Here is a 16241-nt window from a genome sequence, read left to right as displayed (position 1 = left end):
GGCACTGAAGTACCGTTCCCCCCGGGAGTTCCGGCGAACCGCTGCATCATCAACTTAACGGTGTCTGCGTGTCCTGATTTACAGGGGCAACTCCACAGAGAGTCTTCGGAGAAGTCATCCGGAGCATAGACCAAACCGTACAAACAGACATCGCCGGTCGCATATACCATAAGAGAGCAGAACCGTGCGGCAGTTCGCCATAAGACAGACTTCACGCCGTGCGGCTTTGATTCCGCGACACTACGAACGTCCTGGTCTTTTGGCATTTTTCACCTTTGTTCCGCCTAATTGTGTTCGATTTTTTAAAAGGTATATGTTCGACGGCGTCATAAATTAAACCCGTCTGCATTGACTGCAAGATAGACCTTTTTACTGACAGCGATAACTCTCTGCCGTCTTGATAGAGTTTTTAGCGATTCGAAACAATCATGAACCTGACGGGAATGGGCTGGTGTCGAGCCGCGGCAACAAAGCGGCGAGCAACCGGCTGATGAGCAGGCTGTTTAAGCGCTACGGCTGCCCGTTCGTGCTTGCAACGGACGCGCTGCACAGCTACGTGGGACGAACGGCGAAGTGGCCCGGAATGTCGCATGCGGCAGGTTTCGAGTTTGTTCAAGGCCTGCCGGTACAACGAGCGGGTGCAGCACAAACGCCGGGCGCGCGCTTAGGGTTTTACGGCTTGAGAAAGTACTTCGGGCCCGCATGCTGGCTCAGGCCGATCGATTGACAAGCCGCAACGCCCTCTATCGTTATTCCGGCGGGGAAGATTGGCAGATCTGGCGTGGACCCGGCGCTCCAGGCACAGTCAGCATTCTTTCGAATCGCCTGAAAGTCTATCAAGGCTAAGGGGAGTTATTCCGTCGGGAAAAAGAGTTATCTTTTGGTCAAGACAGACGGGATGCTTTTTGTAATGCCGTCGAAGATATAGACGTGGAAGAAGTCAGACGTAATCAGGCGGAAATTTGAGCGTGGAGAACAATTAACATGCCTTTTGAAACAGCATTGACCAGAGGACTCGATTTGCGCTTTCCGGTCGTGGCGGGTCCCCTCGGGCGAGGTTCAAGCGCGGAATTTCTCGGAGCGATGGCCCATAGCGGCTGCTTCGGCTTTACTGCGGCGGCGCATATGCCGGAAGAGACGCTGAACGACGAGCTTGCGAAAATGAAGCGGGCAACCAACGGTCGGTTTGGGGCAAATCTGTCGTTGACCCGTGACCGCCGGAACTGGCTTGCCATCGCGTTGGATGCAGGGGTGCGCGTATTCTCCCTGTGGCAGGGTGATCTCGAGCCTTACGTTCGCACCATCAAGGATGCGGGCGGCCTTGTGTTCTGGACGCTGGGTACGCCCGGCGAGGCGGCGCGAGCCAAGGATCTTGGCGTCGATTTTATTGTGTCGCAAGGAAGCGAGGCGGGAGGTCATTACGTAGGGAGTGCGCCCACGATGTCGCTCTTGCCTTCTATCGTTGACGTGGCCAAAGGGGTTCCCGTGCTGGCTGCGGGCGGTATTGCAGATGGGCGCGGTCTGGTCGCTGCGATGGCCCTTGGTGCGTGTGGCGTCTGGATGGGAACGCGTTTTGTCGCGAGCAGCGAATCGGCCAACCATCCCGGTTACAAGGAGCGGGTTGTGGCCGCTCGCGCGACGGACCTTGTCGAGACCGAGCTCTTCGATCCGGTTGGGCAAGAGTGTCCGCATCGAGTGATACGCAATTCCACGTATGCCGGATGGGAAGCCGCTGGTCGTCCGGCCACCGGTCAACGGCCAGGGGAAAGTGACCGTATCTCGCGTTTTCCAAATGGAAAGCCACTCTATCGCTACGATGCCGCGGCTGCCTGGGATGCGATGGAGGGAGATTGGGAGGCCAGTCCGCTCTATGCCGGCACAACGATTGACCTCATTCACGATGTGAAGTCTGTCGCGGAAATTGTTGGGGACATCGAGACGACGGCGCAGGCGGCGTTCGACAAAATCGCAGGTTTGCGGACCGCGCGCTAAACGCGTCGAGACGATCGGCGCAAAGCTCGGAACGAGCCCAGGAGCCGGGCAGCCTTTACATTGAAGGTGACGACCTCTTTGGTTCTTAACATTAAGGAACTTCGATGTACTTCGCTATCGTAGCCATCGACCGACCCGGGGCCTCTGATGTTAGAGCCAAGACGCGCCCGGCTCACGGCGAATACTTGCGTACCCCCAATCCTGACGTGACTTATAGACTGGGCGGACCGCTCATGTCGCCTGACGGCGCGAATATGATCGGTTCGCTGCTTGTGATCGAGGCGCAAGACCTCGAGACTGCCGAACGCTTTGCGGCCGGCGACCCCTACAGAAAGGCCGATTTATTCGCTGAGGTTTCGGTCCGGCCCTGGGCCTGGGGGACTGGAAATCCGGACAAGGGCTGAGGGCGAGAGTCACAAAGGGCCAGCAGCTTCGCGCCACGTTCCTCGCTTTGAATACGAGCACAAGATCCCCTGGCTGGGCGCCTGGGGGAACGGGGCGAGCGCGTGGTGCTGGCCGAGCGGATGCAATCTTCATCTCCCTTGCAGAGAAACCTGGCAGCGTACTGCTCCCGACACACGGCTCGTGCCGTACCTGCTCAAACATACAAACGTTCTCTGATGCCTGGTGGAACTGACCGTCCCGTTCATTGAAACCATCGTCAGCGGTCCTCTTTGAGGTAGTAGTGAAGCCGGTTTGATGTTTTTGTTTTCTTCCAGCGTGCGAGTGCTCTCCATGAATACGTATGACTTTGACCTGTTCGTTATAGGCGCGGGTTCCGGTGGTGTCCGTGCAAGTCGCATAGCGGCAGGCTACGGGGCGAAGGTCGCTGTCGCGGAAGAATACAGGCTTGGCGGCACATGCGTGATTCGTGGGTGTGTGCCGAAAAAACTGTTGATGTACGCATCCCAGTTTGGATTCGCGCTCGAGGACAGCAAGGGGTTCGGCTGGCGGGTGTCGGAAGCGTCACACCAATGGGAAAACCTGATCCGTGCGAAGGACACCGAGGTCGCTCGTTTGGAGCGGGTATATGAGGAGCTACTCGGCAAGGCCGGGGTCGAGGTGACAAAGGGAAGAGCAACCATTGTTGGCGCACACGAGGTTCGCGTGAATGATGTGAGCTATACGGCGGGTCACATTCTGGTCGCCACCGGAGCGAGGCCGGAGTTGCCTGAGATTCCCGGCGCCGACTTGATGGTGACGTCCAACGACGTGTTAGCCATGGAGCGCGCACCAGAAAGGGTCGCGATTGTTGGCGGTGGGTATATCGCCTGCGAATTTGCGGGCATTTTCAAGGGCCTTGGGAAAAAGGTCTGGATGGTCCATCGTGGATCAAAGTTGCTACGCGGATTCGACGAGCAGGTTCGCGAGCATATCGGGAGCGAACTGGCCGCGAGCGGGATTCAGATGCGACTGGATAGTGCGGTCGCCGCAGTGGAGCGAAAACACGGCGCATACCTGGTTTACCTCGGTTCTGGCGAAATTCTAGAGGTAGATCTGGTGGTGGCCGCCACTGGGCGAAAGCCGAACACAGTCGGTCTGGGCCTTGAACGTGTCGGTGTTCAAGTTGACGGGCAAGGAGCGGTCCCCGTAGACAGCTATTCGCGCACATCGTCCGATCACGTCTACGCGGTGGGTGACGTCACGAACCGCATCAACTTGACGCCTGTTGCGATCCACGAAGGCCATGCTTTCGCTGACTCCGTATTCGGTGCCAAGCCCCGGCCAACAGACCATGAAGATGTTCCGTTTGCCGTGTTCAGTCAGCCGCAAGTCGCAGCGGTTGGTCTCACCGAGGCCGAAGCGTGTGCGAAACACGGCGCTGTGCGGGTGTACAGCACTGCTTTTCGTCCAATGCGCGCGACACTTTCCGGTCGGAATGAACGCGTTCTGGTGAAGCTCATTGCGGACGATAAGACTGACCGGATCCTGGGGGCGCATATCGTAGCGCCGGACGCGGCGGAAATCATTCAAGGTATTGCTGTCGCACTCAAAGCGGGAGCAACGAAGGCGGACTTCGACGCCACACTGGGTGTGCACCCGAGCGTGGCGGAAGAGTTTGTAACGCTAAGAAGCGCACGACATGCAACTGCGTCGCAGTCCTGATTCAACCAGCGGCGCGGCGTGTCGTTTTAAGGAACATGCATTACACGAGAGGGAAAGAGATGATTGATTTATATGCTTGGGGAACACCGAACGCAAGAAAGGTTTCCATAGCTTTGGAAGAGCTATCGATGCCCTTTAACGTGCATATGGTGAATATCACAAAGGGCGAGCAATTCAATGATCGCTTTCTCGCACTGAATCCGAACAATAAGATTCCGGTAATCGTCGATCCACATGGACCAAACGGGAAGGGAATTACGCTGTTTGAATCCGGGGCGATTTTGATTTATCTGGCGGATAAGACGGGAAAATTATTGCCGTCGTCCGGAGTTGAACGTCACGAGACGCTACAGTGGCTGATGTTCCAGATGGGCGGCATCGGTCCGATGTTCGGACAGACGCACCATTATCGCCGTTACGCTCCGCAGGAGACCTACGGTCTTAAGCGCTACACGGATGAAACTCACCGGCTGTACAAGGTCCTGGACGGGCGGCTCGGTAAAGCGGAATATGTCGCGGGCAGTGAATACTCCATTGCCGATATCGCCATTTATCCCTGGATAGCACGTTTTGGATTGCACCAGATTGAATGGGACGATATCAAGAATGTCAAGCGCTGGTACGATTCGATCGGTTCGCGGCCTGCTGTGCAGCGAGGCATGGAGATTCTGCCATGACGAACCATAAGTCCTTGACGGTTCTTGGAAGGAGCAACTCCTCCAACGTGCAGAAAGTCATGTGGTTGCTTGATGAAATCGAGCAACCATGCGTACGCGTGGACGTGGGCGGTCAGTTCGGTGGTAACAAGGATGCGGACTATCTTGCCAGGAATCCGAATGGCGTTGTTCCTACGTTGATCCACGGAGAAGTCGTGGTATGGGAATCCAACACGATACTTCGATATCTCGCCAATCATTTCCGTGCAAGCGGGTTATATCCAACTGACTCCGTTGAGCGGTCGTGGGTCGATCGCTGGCTGGATTGGCAATTGTCTTCCTTGGCGCCGGCGAACAGGGATCTCTTCATGAGAATCATCAGAACGCCCGTCGATCAGCGCCGCCCAGAGGCAATCGAAGAAGCCCGTGCGAGAAATGCGGAGCGATTCGGTTTGCTCGACCGGTTTCTGGAACGATCGGAATATCTAAGCGGCGCATCGTTCTCGATTTCGGATATCGCGGTAGGTCCGTTGGCGTACCGCTGGTTTGCGCTACCCGTAGAGCGCCCGAATTACCGCAATGTACAACGATGGTACGACTTGCTTTGCAAACGTGATGCATTTCGAAAGCACGTGCTCGAAATAGGCCTGAGCTGACCCACGATACAACACAGGATTTCCGGAGCGCGCCACCGGGTCGTCGCGATGATTGCGTCGACTCGGTGGCGCGTTTTCAGCTCGTCCTCGATGGGCCGCGTACAAACACCTCCGATTATCCGGCGGCACTGGAGAGTCTTTCCCGTCGCGACATATTTATTGCGACCTGTGTGAAGGGTATCTTCATCTCTACTCTGATAAAGCTGCGCTCCAAAAACGAAATCGGAGCGAATGAGAGGTGCTCGAATTCATCATCACCGGAGAGCGCCGCCCGAATCAATCTGCAATGCTTAGCCAACCGAAGGAGACGACTGATGCCCCATGCTATCCGCGTTCATGAGACAGGCGGACCCGAAAATCTTGTCTGGGATGAGATTTCCGTAGCCAATCCCGATGTAGGACAAGCGCGAATTCGCCAGACGGCCGTCGGTGTCAACTACATCGACATTTATTTCCGTTCCGGCCTTTACCCGCAGCCGCTGCCCTTCATCCCGGGGCGTGAAGCCGTCGGCGTGGTCGAGGCCGTTGGGCCCGATGTCACTTCGCTGAAGGCGGGCGACCGTGTCGTGTATAGCGGCGTGCAAGGCGCCTACACCGAAGTTCGCCTCGCGCCGGTCGATCGCCTGATCAAACTGCCGGACGGCATCAACGACGATGTCGGTGCGGCGATGATGCAAAAGGGCATGACGGCATGGTTTCTGTGCCGGCAGACCTACAAGGTCGGTAAGGGCGACACGATCCTCGTGCATGCCGCCGCGGGCGGCGTCGGCCTCGTGCTTTGCCAGTGGGCCAAGGCTTTGGGCGCGACGGTCATCGGAACCGTGTCGACGGAGGAAAAGGCGGAACTCGTGAAGGCGCACGGCTGTGACTATCCGCTGATCCACGGAAAGGACGACTTCGTCAAAGTGACACGGGAGGTCACGGGCGGCGTCGGCGTTCCGGTCGTCTATGACTCGATCGGTAAGGATACCTTCATGCGTTCACTCGACTGCATCAGGCCGCTTGGCCTGATGGTGCTGTTCGGCACAGCGTCGGGTCCGGTGCCGCCGTTCGACATCAGCATCCTCGACAAGAAGGGTTCGCTGTTCCTGACGCGCCCGACGCAAAACGCCTACCTGCCGAACCGCGCCAAGGTCGAGGAGGGTGCCCAGGAGGTGTTCGACGTCGTGCAGTCGGGCGCCGTGAAGGTGCACATCAACCAGCGATTTGCGCTCAAGAATGCAGCGGACGCGCATCGTAGCCTCGAGTCCCGCAAGACAGTCGGCTCCCTGGTACTGGTACCCTGACGCGAAGTGTGGCCGGCGTATCGACGCTGCATTCGAACGCCGGCAGAACGGTTGAACCCGTTCAGGTTGCGAAGTCTGTACAGCGAATTGCTTCACGATGCGGAAGTGCTCGGGCTCGAGCGTCGAGGGAGCGCACGACAACACAGTTCGAGAGGGAAGGACTCTATCGATGGCACACGTCCGCTTGGATATGGAAATGGTTAGGAGCGAACTTGGCTCGTACGCGGATACACAAACTCCTCTCGCTGAACGCGAGCAGGGTTACAAGGACCTGATTGGCTTCGTGCCGCCACTCATAGCCGCTCGACTGGCTGTGACGGGCGCGCTCGATCCTGAACTCCTTCGCCTGCAAGAGGCGGTGCGCACCCACGCCTTGTATCCGACCTGTTTCGATACGAAAACCGCTCAACTCATGGTGTTCGGCATGATGCTCACCAAGCTGCTCGACGGGGCCTTGCTGCATGCTGGTGCAGCGAGGCGAGCGGGCGCTACCTGGGAAGAGTTGCAAGCCGTCGTGAGCATGGCTTACCTCTACGGTGGGATACCGTGCGCAAACCGGGGTGCGGCGATCATAGGTCAGTTGGCGGCGTCCGAGAGCGAAGCCCGGACGGACACGACCGTCTAGTGCATGAGGCGGTTTCAGTAATCTGAAGAACGTTATCGAGGAAACATGTCCCAACCCTATTCCAATCTTATTGGCGGAGAATTCGTTGCAGGCGTCAACGTCTCTCGCAACATCAACCCTTCCGATATAAATGACGTTGTCGGCGAATATGCCCAGGGTAGCGCGGCGGACGTGAATCAGGCGGTGGCCGCGGCCAGGGCCGCGTTGCCGGCCTGGAGCCGTGCCACTCCGCAGACGCGTTTCGATATCCTGAAGAAGGCCTCCGATGAGATCCTCGCCCGCAAGGACGAGCTTGGCCGGCTTCTCTCGCGCGAAGAGGGCAAGACGCTCGCCGAAGGCATCGGCGAGGTGACCCGAGCGGGGCAGATCTTCGCCTTCGCGGCCGGTGAGTGTCTGCGTCCCGGTGGTGAAACACTTCCGTCCGTGCGCGCCGGTGTTGGCGTCGAGATCACCCGCGAGCCGGTAGGGATCGTAGGGATGATCACGCCGTGGAATTTCCCGATCGCAATTCCGGCGTGGAAAATCGCCCCGGCGCTCGCCTGGGGCAACTGCGTCGTCATCAAGCCGGCCGACCTTGTGCCGGGTTCGGCCTGGGCGCTCGTCGACATCCTCCACCGCGCGGGTCTGCCAAAGGGCGTGCTCAACCTTGTAATGGGGCGCGGTTCGGTCGTGGGCCAGGCGCTGCTCGAACACAAGGACGTGCACGCCATCTCTTTCACCGGCTCGGTCTCGACCGGTCGCAAGATCGCGGCTATCTGCATTGCCGCGAGCCCGATGAAGAAGGTCCAGCTCGAGATGGGGGGGAAGAATCCGCTCGTTGTGCTTGACGACGCTGACCTCAACACGGCGGTCGAAGCGGCAATCAACGGCGCGTTCTTCTCCACCGGTCAGCGCTGTACGGCGTCCTCGCGTCTGATCGTCGAGGCGGGCATCCATGACCGCTTCGTCGAGGCTTGCATCGAGCGGCTAAAGGGTATCGTGGTCGACGATGCGCTGAAGCAAGGCACGCACATAGGTCCGGTGGTCGACCAGAGCCAGCTTGAACAGGACCTTGAATATATCCAGATTGCCAGGGACGAGGGCGGCAAGCTGGTGTTTGGCGGAGAGGTACTGAAGCGTGGGACACCCGGCTTCTACCTTCGGCCGGCGCTCTTCACTGAAACGACCAATACCATGCGGATCTCGCGCGAGGAGGTCTTCGGCCCGGTGGCCAATATCGTGCGCGTCAGGGATTACGACGAAGCGCTCGCCGTGGCCAACGACACCGAGTTCGGCCTCTCCGCCGGTATCTGCACGACCTCGCTGAAATACGCAACGCATTTCAAACGCAACAGCGAGGCCGGGATGGTGATGGTCAACGTGGCGACAGCGGGTGTCGACTATCACGTGCCGTTCGGCGGTCGGAAAGGTTCGAGCTATGGCGCTCGTGAGCAGGGGACGTACGCCAAGGAGCATTACACCACCGTCAAGACCGCCTACACGATGGCTTGACACACGAGTGTAGAAATCCGGCGTTCATATGGGCCGCATGGGTCGTGGCAGCAACCACCAAAGCAAATCTAACGATGCATCAAGGGAGGTTGAGATGGAGCAGTCTTTCGATGTCGTGGTCGTCGGCGGCGGGCCAGTCGGGCTTTGGCTGTCCTGTGAACTGCGACTTGCGGGCGTAAATGTGGCAGTCGTCGAGCGCCGCACAGAAAGAACCTTGCAGTCGCGGGCGGGGACGATGCACAGCCGCACGCTCGAGATGTTCGAGCTGCGCGGGCTGGTCGACAGGTTTCTCGCATGCGGGAAGCCATTCCCGAGCTGGCACTATGGGATGCTCGATACGCATCTCGACTTTTCGGCTCTCGATAGCTCTTTCCCCCAAACGCTCAGAATTCAGCAGGCGGCCACTGAGAGACTAGTCGCTGAGCGCGCAATTGAGCTTGGCATCGCATTCCTCAGCGGGCATTCCGCTGAAACAATCCGCCAGGATCAGTCCGGAGTCACGGTCGAAGGCACAACAGATCAAGGTCCATTCCGCGTGAAGGGACGCTATCTCGTCGGCTGCGACGGCGCACGCAGTCTGACGCGTCAACAGGCAGGCATCGCGTTCCCGGGGCATGCGGCGACACACACGTGGCTCCTGGGCGACGTGAGACTAGAGTTGCCGGACGGCAAACCAATGCTCACGGAGTACAACGAGCGCGGCGGAGTGATGATTGCACCGCAGGGCGGTGACGGCCGGCGTCGGGTCGTCTTGACGACGCCCGAGGAAAACAATACGTCCCCGGCTACCTGGGAGCCGACGCTGGACGACATGGCCCGCACGATGCGACAAGTTCGCGGCACTGACTACAACATGCGCGACGCGGTCTGGCTTTCGCGCTTCTCCAACGAAACCCGGCTGGCAGAGCACTATCGGCGCGGCCGTATATTCCTCGCTGGCGACGCCACGCACATTCACCTTCCGGCTGCTGGACAGGGGTTGAATGTCGGCCTGCAGGATGCGTTTAACCTCGGGTGGAAGCTCGCCGCCGTCATCAAGGGCGACGCGGACGAATCTCTGCTCGATACCTACGAGGCAGAGCGCCGGCCAGTCGGCCACCAGCTTCATGAGAACACGATGGCGCAAGGCGTGCTGATGACGGCGTTCACCCCCGGCGGCCTTGGCCTGCGCAAAATGATCTCTGACTGCCTGGCCTTCCCGGAAGTCAATGCGAAGCTCGCTGGAAAGATTTCCGGCGTCAGTGTCAGCTATGAGGATGTGGGCGTCATGCGTGCCTTCTCCGATGCCCCTTGCGGCACGGGCATCGGCGTTCGCGTACCCAATCGCAGGGTTCGTCGGGCTGATGGATCGGAAGTCTTCGTGCACGAACTGCTTTCTGCCGGGCGTTGGGTCCATCTGTCTTTCGCAGCAGGGGCGAGTGTTCCGTTCGCCGATGCGCTGCCGGAAGAGTCGCTCATCCGGATCACCAGCCCCGAGCGTCCCCAGCGATTCTTCGAGGGCGCTTCGGCCGTGCTGATCCGCCCGGACGGTTATTCGGCCGGGGTGGTTTGAGGCCCCTCGTTAGTCAAGGTCATGGTCCTTGGTGGATTGAATCTACCGCTAAGGGTCATGAACGCGATGTTCAGCAAGCCCGCCCGTCAAACGCCGGGATACGGCATCCCAATTCAGCAGCACGCTAGAGACGCAGATCATGCCCAAAGTCATCAAGATTGAAAACTTCGGCGATGCCGAAGTCATGCAGATTCACGAAGAACAAAACGCCCAGGTCAAGGCCGGGGAGGCACGGATCGAACATATCGCGGTCGGTCTGAACTATCTCGACATCATGCAGCGCCAGGGACACTATCCGTTATCCTTGCCGAGTGGTCTCGGGGTGGCGGGTTGCGGCGTTATTCGAGAGATAAACTGGGACAGTCCGGAACTGGCTGTGGGGGACGTTGTCGCTTATGCGGGCATTCCACCGGGTAGCTATGCGGAACAACGGATCGTTAGCGCAGATCGTTTAGTCAAACTGCCGCCCGACATCGAGCCAACGATCGCTGCCGCGGCTCTTCAGCACGGAATTACAGCCGCCTTCCTGATCGAAGGTGTTTTTCAGGTCGCGTCCGGGGATTTCGTGCTGGTTCATGCTGCTGCGGGTGGAGTGGGATCCATTCTCTGTCAGTGGGCAAAGTCGATTGGAGCCACCGTCATTGGTACGGTAGGCAATCCGGGAAAAGTCGCCCACGCTTTCGAACATGGTTGCGATCACGTTATTGTTTCCACGGCCGAAAATGTCGCGGAGCGTGTGCGTGCAATCACCGCGGGACGTGGTGTCGATGTGGCATACGATTCAGTGGGCGCGGACACTTTCGAAGTTTCACTTAAGAGCCTCGCATTTCGAGGCATGCTCGTGAGCTTTGGTTCTGCATCCGGGGAGCCGCCGCCCTTGCACATCGGCAAGCTGGCTGAGTCCGGGTCCGTCTATCTGACACGGCCGCGGTTTGTCCATTACACGCAGAGCAGACCGGATCTGCTGCGCTATGCCACGGCGTTCTTCAACAAGATTCGCCGCGGCCTCAAAGTGCCAATTGGGCAAAGCTACAACATCGACGAAGTCGTCCGGGCTCACAAAGATATGGAAGGCAGGCAGACCAAGGGATCAAGCCTGATGGTCTTTTAGAGAACCCTTGATTGACGAGATTGCAAAGGGCGAGGGCCCCGATCACGGGCCACCTCGCATGCTATCGGACCAGAATTTCTTCGCCCCGTTGAACATTGCGACTCGTCTCATCCGTCGCGAGTACAACGAACCAATTGATCGGCGCTTCCTGAGTGAAGCAGAGGAAATACTCGCATGACAATTGACATTGAAGCGCTGTTTGTCGATTCCATCGATGGCGCCGAGCGCGTGGCCACAACCATTACGCACAAGGACATCGTGACGGGGTTGTCCGCGGTGCTTGCCCCGCGGGCCGTGGCCGTGCTGCATATGCTGTATCCCCGAACCGACGCGCGCACACACGTGAGCCTCGACGCACTGGTCGACGCGCTGAACCGCCACTGCATGCATCAGGCTGCCCGTCTCATTGCCGAGAAATCGCACTATCTGTTGTTTCGTAATCCCGTAAAAACGTTGCGGGTGCTTCACGCGATTCGCAATGACTCTCTTGCGATCGGCGTGCACGTCTATTACAAGGGACTCGAGGGCGGTGCGGCAGAGCAAATGCTCGATACCGATGCCCAGCAGATGCGCGGGCGCTAGAAGCCGGGCCGATGTTCGCAGGCTAAGGCCGCCTTGCCGGACTGGCCCCGTGCAACTTCACCGGAACGTGTCGATATCCTAAAGAGGGTCCGCAGCGAGACCGTTGGCGACGCTGACGAGCGCGGCCAGCTTTTCCCAGGCCGGTGAGGGGCGCGGCCTAATCGCTTCTAGTCTTACCCGCAAGGCATGGAATCAAGCCAATGCTTGTCGTCGGCGAACCGCTCTACCAGCATATCGAGGAGCAGCCGGACCTTTGTGCTCAATTGCCGCCGATGGGGGGAGAGCGCAACGATCTCCAACTCCTGCGTGTGGTAGTCGGGCAGCAACTGGACGAGTGCGCCGGAGGCGAGCATATCGGCTACAACAAACGGGGGGCACAGCCACAATCCGAGACCGGCACCGGCAGCTGCGCGCATGGCGGTCAGGCTGGCGGAGAGCAGGTTGCCCGATACGCGCGCGCTTGTCGGATTGCCGGCAGGATCGACGAAATGGAACTCGTTGCGAAAGAGTGAATGGACGTAAAGCAGGCAGTTATGATCAGGCAGGTCGGCCGGGCTTCGAGGCGCGGGATGCGTTTCAAGGTAAGCTGGCGCGCAGCATAAAACGTAGTTCCATTTGGCCAGGGTTCTTCTGATCAAGGGCGAATCAGCAGGTGATGCCGGCATGATAGATAGGTCGAACGCCTCACGTACCGGGTCGACGGGGGTGACGGCGCCGTCGGTGCGAAAATCCAGCGACACGTCCGGGTATTCGCGCGCGAAGCGGGCAGCGACCGGCGCGATGAACCGCTCCAGTGCGTGGTGGCAACGCAGGCGGAGCCGGCCGCGCGGCGTCGCCTGCAACGCGTTGGTCATCTCATCGGCTTCCGCCAGGTCCTGCAAGATCTGAGTACAACGCTCGTAATACTCCCGACCGATTTCGGTGAGACCCACACTGCGTGTCGTGCGGCTCAACAGACGCACACCAAGGACGTCTTCGAGCGCCTGGACCTGGTTACTTACCGTTGTTGTCGACAGATCGAGGCGGCGCGCTGCCGCAGTGAAGCCGCCGCTCTCGACGACGCGAACAAAGGCGGTGAGACTGGCCATCCGATCCATGCATTCCCCCAAGACTCGAATCCGCAGCGAAGCCACCTCGACCAGTGGCTCTTGTCTGTGCAGTTTTTGCTTGTGCAGCAATTGATCTTCGAATTGCTCGACGTATCGCTTGTTCTCTTTCGATTGATGACTGTGCTCGCGTGCCCGCCGGGCGGCAGTCGTTATTCATTCCGACAGATCCTACCACCGCCATAATAGTTGCCTACTTGAATAAGGCGTCGGGATAAGTACCAGTCTGACGCCGGGCGCAACGTGTGCAGCTAAGGCCGCGATTTTTTCGAATAGCCTGATAGTGAATCCAGACTGAGGGGAGTTATCCCGTCAAAAATAGCGGTTTATCCTGCGCTTGCAATCTGGAGGTCACGGCGGCAGAGGGTGAAATGTTCGTAGCGCCTGCGCAGCTGACCCATGGACTCGATAAGCGCTTGCTCTGAGCGTGGAGAAAGGCGATATGGCTCTCGAAACACCGTTGACCAAGGCACTGGATTTGCGCGTTCCGGTTTTGGCTGCTCCTATCGGGCGAGGTTCAAACGCGGAATTTCTTGGAGCGATGACCCATAGCGGCGGCTTCGGCTTTACCGCGCTGATGCATATGCCGGAGGAGACCGTAAGCGACGAACTCGCACAAAGGCGTCGGGCGACCAACGGTCGGTTTGGCGCAAATCTGTCGCTGATCGTTGACCAGCGCAAGAGGCTCGCAACTGCATTGGATGCAGGGGTGCGCGTATTTTCGCTATGGCACGGAGATATCGAACCCTACGTGCGCATCATCAAGGATGCGGGTGGGCTGGTGTTCTGGACACTGGGCACGCCCGACGAGGCGGCGCGAGCAAAAGATCTTGGCGTCGATTTTATCGTGTCGCAAGGACGGGAGGCAGGTGGTCATCTGGTAGCCAGGGCACCGACGATGACGCTCTTGCCGTCTATCGTTGATGCCGCCAAAGGGGTCCCTGTCGTAGCGGCGGGCGGTATTGCGGATGGCCGTGGTCTGGTCGCCGCGATGGCCCTTGGTGCGTGTGGCGTCTGGATGGGAACACGTTTTGTCGCGAGCAGGGAATCGGCCAACCATCGCGGTTACAAGGAGCGTGTTGTCGCCGCTCGCGCGACGGATCTGGTTGAGACCGAACTCTTTAATGTGGGATGGCAAGCGTGTCCGCATCGAGTGATACGCAACTCTACGTACTCCAGATGGGAAGACGCCGGTCGTCCGGCCACCGGTCATCGGCCTGGGGAAAGCGACCAGATCTCGCGTTTTCCAGATGGGCGACCACTCTATCGCTATGACGTCGCGGCTGCATGGGATGCGATGGAGGGAGATTGGGAGGCCAGTCCGCTCTATGCCGGCACGACGATCGGCCTCATTCACGATGTGAAGTCTGTCGCAGACATCGTTGGGGACATCGAGACGACGGCGCAGGCAGTACTCGACAGAATTGCGGCAATGCGGACTGTTGGCTGAGCAAGCGGCGAACATCACGAACGGCTAGCCACTTCTCCCCTGGTTCCGTGCCTTGAATTCGAATAACAGGAGTCCCCGTACAACGGGTTGATCTGAATGGCCGTGACTCGTACCGACGCGTACGTGAACGGCACTGAGAGGCAGCGGAAGGATCGGGAAAACCCGCTCATCTTCTACGATTGCCAAGTCGAACACTGGCAACACCTGAGTACAACGAACGCGATCGAGCGGACCTTCGGCACGCTGCGCCGTCGTGCGCGGTTTTATGTGGTCACTGTGATTAATTCGAATTGTTCGTAGTGGTTTATCCCGAGTGATCGACCAATATGTGTGCGCGTTCCATATCAGGCGTTTCTTCTGCTTAACCGGTGGATTGGTAAGTTAGGATAACTACCAATGTAGAGATTGAATGAAAGATAAATAAATACAAAGGAGATTTACCGCAATGGTTTAAAAAATTAATAAAATCAGGAGGAAGTATGAGGTTTCATATCAGGCTGCAAGGGATGATCGTATTATTTGCGCTGGTCAATGTGGCGCATGCGCAATCTTCGATTACGTTGTATGGCGTAGTTGATAATGGACTTTACTATCAACGCACTTCGGCTTCATCTTTTTTACCAACGGCACGCGATAATGGAGTGGTGTGGCAGGATAAAGACGCGGGATTGTATGCCAGCTTTTGGGGATTGAAAGGGATTGAGGACCTCGGGGGCGGGTACAAGATCAACTTCAAGTTGCAAAATGCCTACAATAGTACCAGCGGTAATTTTCAACTGGGCGACAGGACAGGGGTGATCGCGATCTTCAATCAGATCGCTACGGTCGGGGTATCAGGTCAATTTGGTAGCTTTGACATTGGCCGGCAGTACGCGCCCATGGTTTATGCGATGGTGGATACGGACGCTCGATCGGGAGTATATTTTGGCAGCATTTTGACTGCCTGGCTGTCGATGAATCACTCCGCAGGCTGGATAGGGCAAAATTCGAATTTGCCCATTGGCGCATTGTTCGACAGTAATTCTCTTGTTTACCAATCACCTAAACTCCTTGGTACAACACTCATGCTCGAGTACTCCGCGGGCGGCGTTCCAGGGCAGATACAAGGGGGTAGCCGCGAATCCGCTGTCCTGAAATTTTCGAATTATGGGTTAAATGTATCTGCGGTTTTTTATAATGGTCATGATACGAATCCGACGGCAACGACTGTGCCGACGGGACTCGACAACAATCGGTTTTACTACCTTGGCGCCATGTATCGATACGCGGGGGCGTCTATTTCTGCGTCGTATGCTGCGGGCAGGAATCCATCGGATTCAGTACGTGCCAATATCGAAATGATATCAGGTGGGGTGGGATATCAATTCACTCCGTGGTTCGTGGTGACATCAGGGTATTATTATCTGCAGGATCGCAATAACACAGCGAATCATTCAGGTGAATATTCGATCGGCGCGAATTATTTTATGTCGAGACAGACTACTACATATTTGCAGGTTGCCTATGTTGGCAACAAAGGAACCATGAATCAATGGATTGCCTATGGCGAACCTGTTGCTCCGGGAGTATCGACAACCGCGGTGATGGTAGGCATAAGGCACTCATTTTAATTGACAGATTTGACCGGG

At 57.9% G+C, this 16241-nt stretch carries 15 protein-coding genes and 1 pseudogene; 15 read left to right on the top strand and 1 reads right to left on the bottom strand.

Features of this window, described 5'->3' with window-relative positions; genetic code table 11:
• The first annotated feature begins 451 nt into the window (after positions 1-451).
• The 12 genes from P3T43_RS33360 to P3T43_RS33305 all read left to right on the top strand — a co-directional run bounded on the left by P3T43_RS33360 (position 452) and on the right by P3T43_RS33305 (position 12057).
• Positions 452-727 (top strand): hypothetical protein, encoded by a 276-nt coding sequence (locus P3T43_RS33360; protein WP_429285257.1) that lies wholly within the window; start codon positions 452-454, stop codon positions 725-727.
• 257 nt (positions 728-984) lie between these two features.
• The gene (locus P3T43_RS33355; RefSeq protein ID WP_429285256.1) at positions 985-1992 is read left to right on the top strand and encodes an NAD(P)H-dependent flavin oxidoreductase; all 1008 of its coding nucleotides are present in this window, start codon (positions 985-987) and stop codon (positions 1990-1992) included.
• Between the two features lie 104 nt (positions 1993-2096).
• Positions 2097-2396 (top strand): YciI family protein, encoded by a 300-nt coding sequence (locus P3T43_RS33350; protein WP_429285255.1) that lies wholly within the window; start codon positions 2097-2099, stop codon positions 2394-2396.
• Positions 2397-2727: 331 nt separating this feature from the next.
• Complete coding sequence (gene gor / locus P3T43_RS33345; protein ID WP_429285254.1) at positions 2728-4098, top strand: glutathione-disulfide reductase; 1371 nt, start codon at positions 2728-2730, stop codon at positions 4096-4098.
• Positions 4099-4157: 59 nt separating this feature from the next.
• The gene (locus P3T43_RS33340; protein ID WP_429285253.1) at positions 4158-4775 is read left to right on the top strand and encodes a glutathione S-transferase family protein; all 618 of its coding nucleotides are present in this window, start codon (positions 4158-4160) and stop codon (positions 4773-4775) included.
• Positions 4772-5410 (top strand): glutathione S-transferase family protein, encoded by a 639-nt coding sequence (locus P3T43_RS33335; protein ID WP_429285252.1) that lies wholly within the window; start codon positions 4772-4774, stop codon positions 5408-5410. The genes P3T43_RS33340 and P3T43_RS33335 overlap by 4 nt, the downstream gene beginning before the upstream one ends.
• Positions 5411-5724: 314 nt before the next feature.
• Positions 5725-6696: a quinone oxidoreductase family protein gene (locus tag P3T43_RS33330; protein ID WP_429285262.1), complete on the top strand. Its 972-nt coding sequence runs from the start codon at positions 5725-5727 to the stop codon at positions 6694-6696.
• Between the two features lie 169 nt (positions 6697-6865).
• Entirely contained in the window at positions 6866-7321 is a 456-nt protein-coding gene (locus tag P3T43_RS33325) for a carboxymuconolactone decarboxylase family protein (RefSeq protein ID WP_429285251.1), read from the top strand.
• 45 nt (positions 7322-7366) lie between these two features.
• On the top strand, positions 7367-8812 hold the full coding sequence (locus tag P3T43_RS33320) for an aldehyde dehydrogenase family protein (protein WP_429285250.1): 1446 nt from the start codon (positions 7367-7369) through the stop codon (positions 8810-8812).
• 94 nt (positions 8813-8906) lie between these two features.
• On the top strand, positions 8907-10364 hold the full coding sequence (locus tag P3T43_RS33315) for an FAD-dependent monooxygenase (RefSeq protein ID WP_429285249.1): 1458 nt from the start codon (positions 8907-8909) through the stop codon (positions 10362-10364).
• Between the two features lie 139 nt (positions 10365-10503).
• The gene (locus tag P3T43_RS33310; RefSeq protein WP_429285248.1) at positions 10504-11475 is read left to right on the top strand and encodes a quinone oxidoreductase family protein; all 972 of its coding nucleotides are present in this window, start codon (positions 10504-10506) and stop codon (positions 11473-11475) included.
• A gap of 174 nt (positions 11476-11649) precedes the next feature.
• The gene (locus P3T43_RS33305; protein WP_429285247.1) at positions 11650-12057 is read left to right on the top strand and encodes a hypothetical protein; all 408 of its coding nucleotides are present in this window, start codon (positions 11650-11652) and stop codon (positions 12055-12057) included.
• Positions 12058-12230: 173 nt separating this feature from the next.
• Here the strand turns inward: P3T43_RS33305 and P3T43_RS33300 are convergent, their stop codons facing one another.
• Positions 12231-13235, bottom strand: coding sequence for a LysR substrate-binding domain-containing protein (locus tag P3T43_RS33300; RefSeq protein WP_429285246.1), 1005 nt, complete (start codon positions 13233-13235; stop codon positions 12231-12233).
• 355 nt (positions 13236-13590) lie between these two features.
• On the opposite strand from P3T43_RS33300, the gene P3T43_RS33295 reads away from it, so the two are divergent.
• The 3 genes and pseudogenes from P3T43_RS33295 to P3T43_RS33285 all read left to right on the top strand — a co-directional run bounded on the left by P3T43_RS33295 (position 13591) and on the right by P3T43_RS33285 (position 16223).
• Complete coding sequence (locus P3T43_RS33295) at positions 13591-14613, top strand: NAD(P)H-dependent flavin oxidoreductase (RefSeq protein WP_429285245.1); 1023 nt, start codon at positions 13591-13593, stop codon at positions 14611-14613.
• A 96-nt stretch (positions 14614-14709) separates the two neighbouring features.
• Positions 14710-14868 (top strand): annotated as a pseudogene (locus P3T43_RS33290) (transposase); the annotation flags it as partial.
• 224 nt (positions 14869-15092) lie between these two features.
• Positions 15093-16223 (top strand): porin, encoded by a 1131-nt coding sequence (locus P3T43_RS33285; RefSeq protein ID WP_429285244.1) that lies wholly within the window; start codon positions 15093-15095, stop codon positions 16221-16223.
• Positions 16224-16241 lie beyond the last annotated feature (18 nt).

Origin of the sequence: Paraburkholderia sp. GAS41, from assembly GCF_050436545.1 — a bacterium.
Taxonomy (GTDB): Bacteria; Pseudomonadota; Gammaproteobacteria; order Burkholderiales; family Burkholderiaceae; genus Paraburkholderia.
This window is presented reverse-complemented; position numbering and strand designations above follow the sequence as displayed.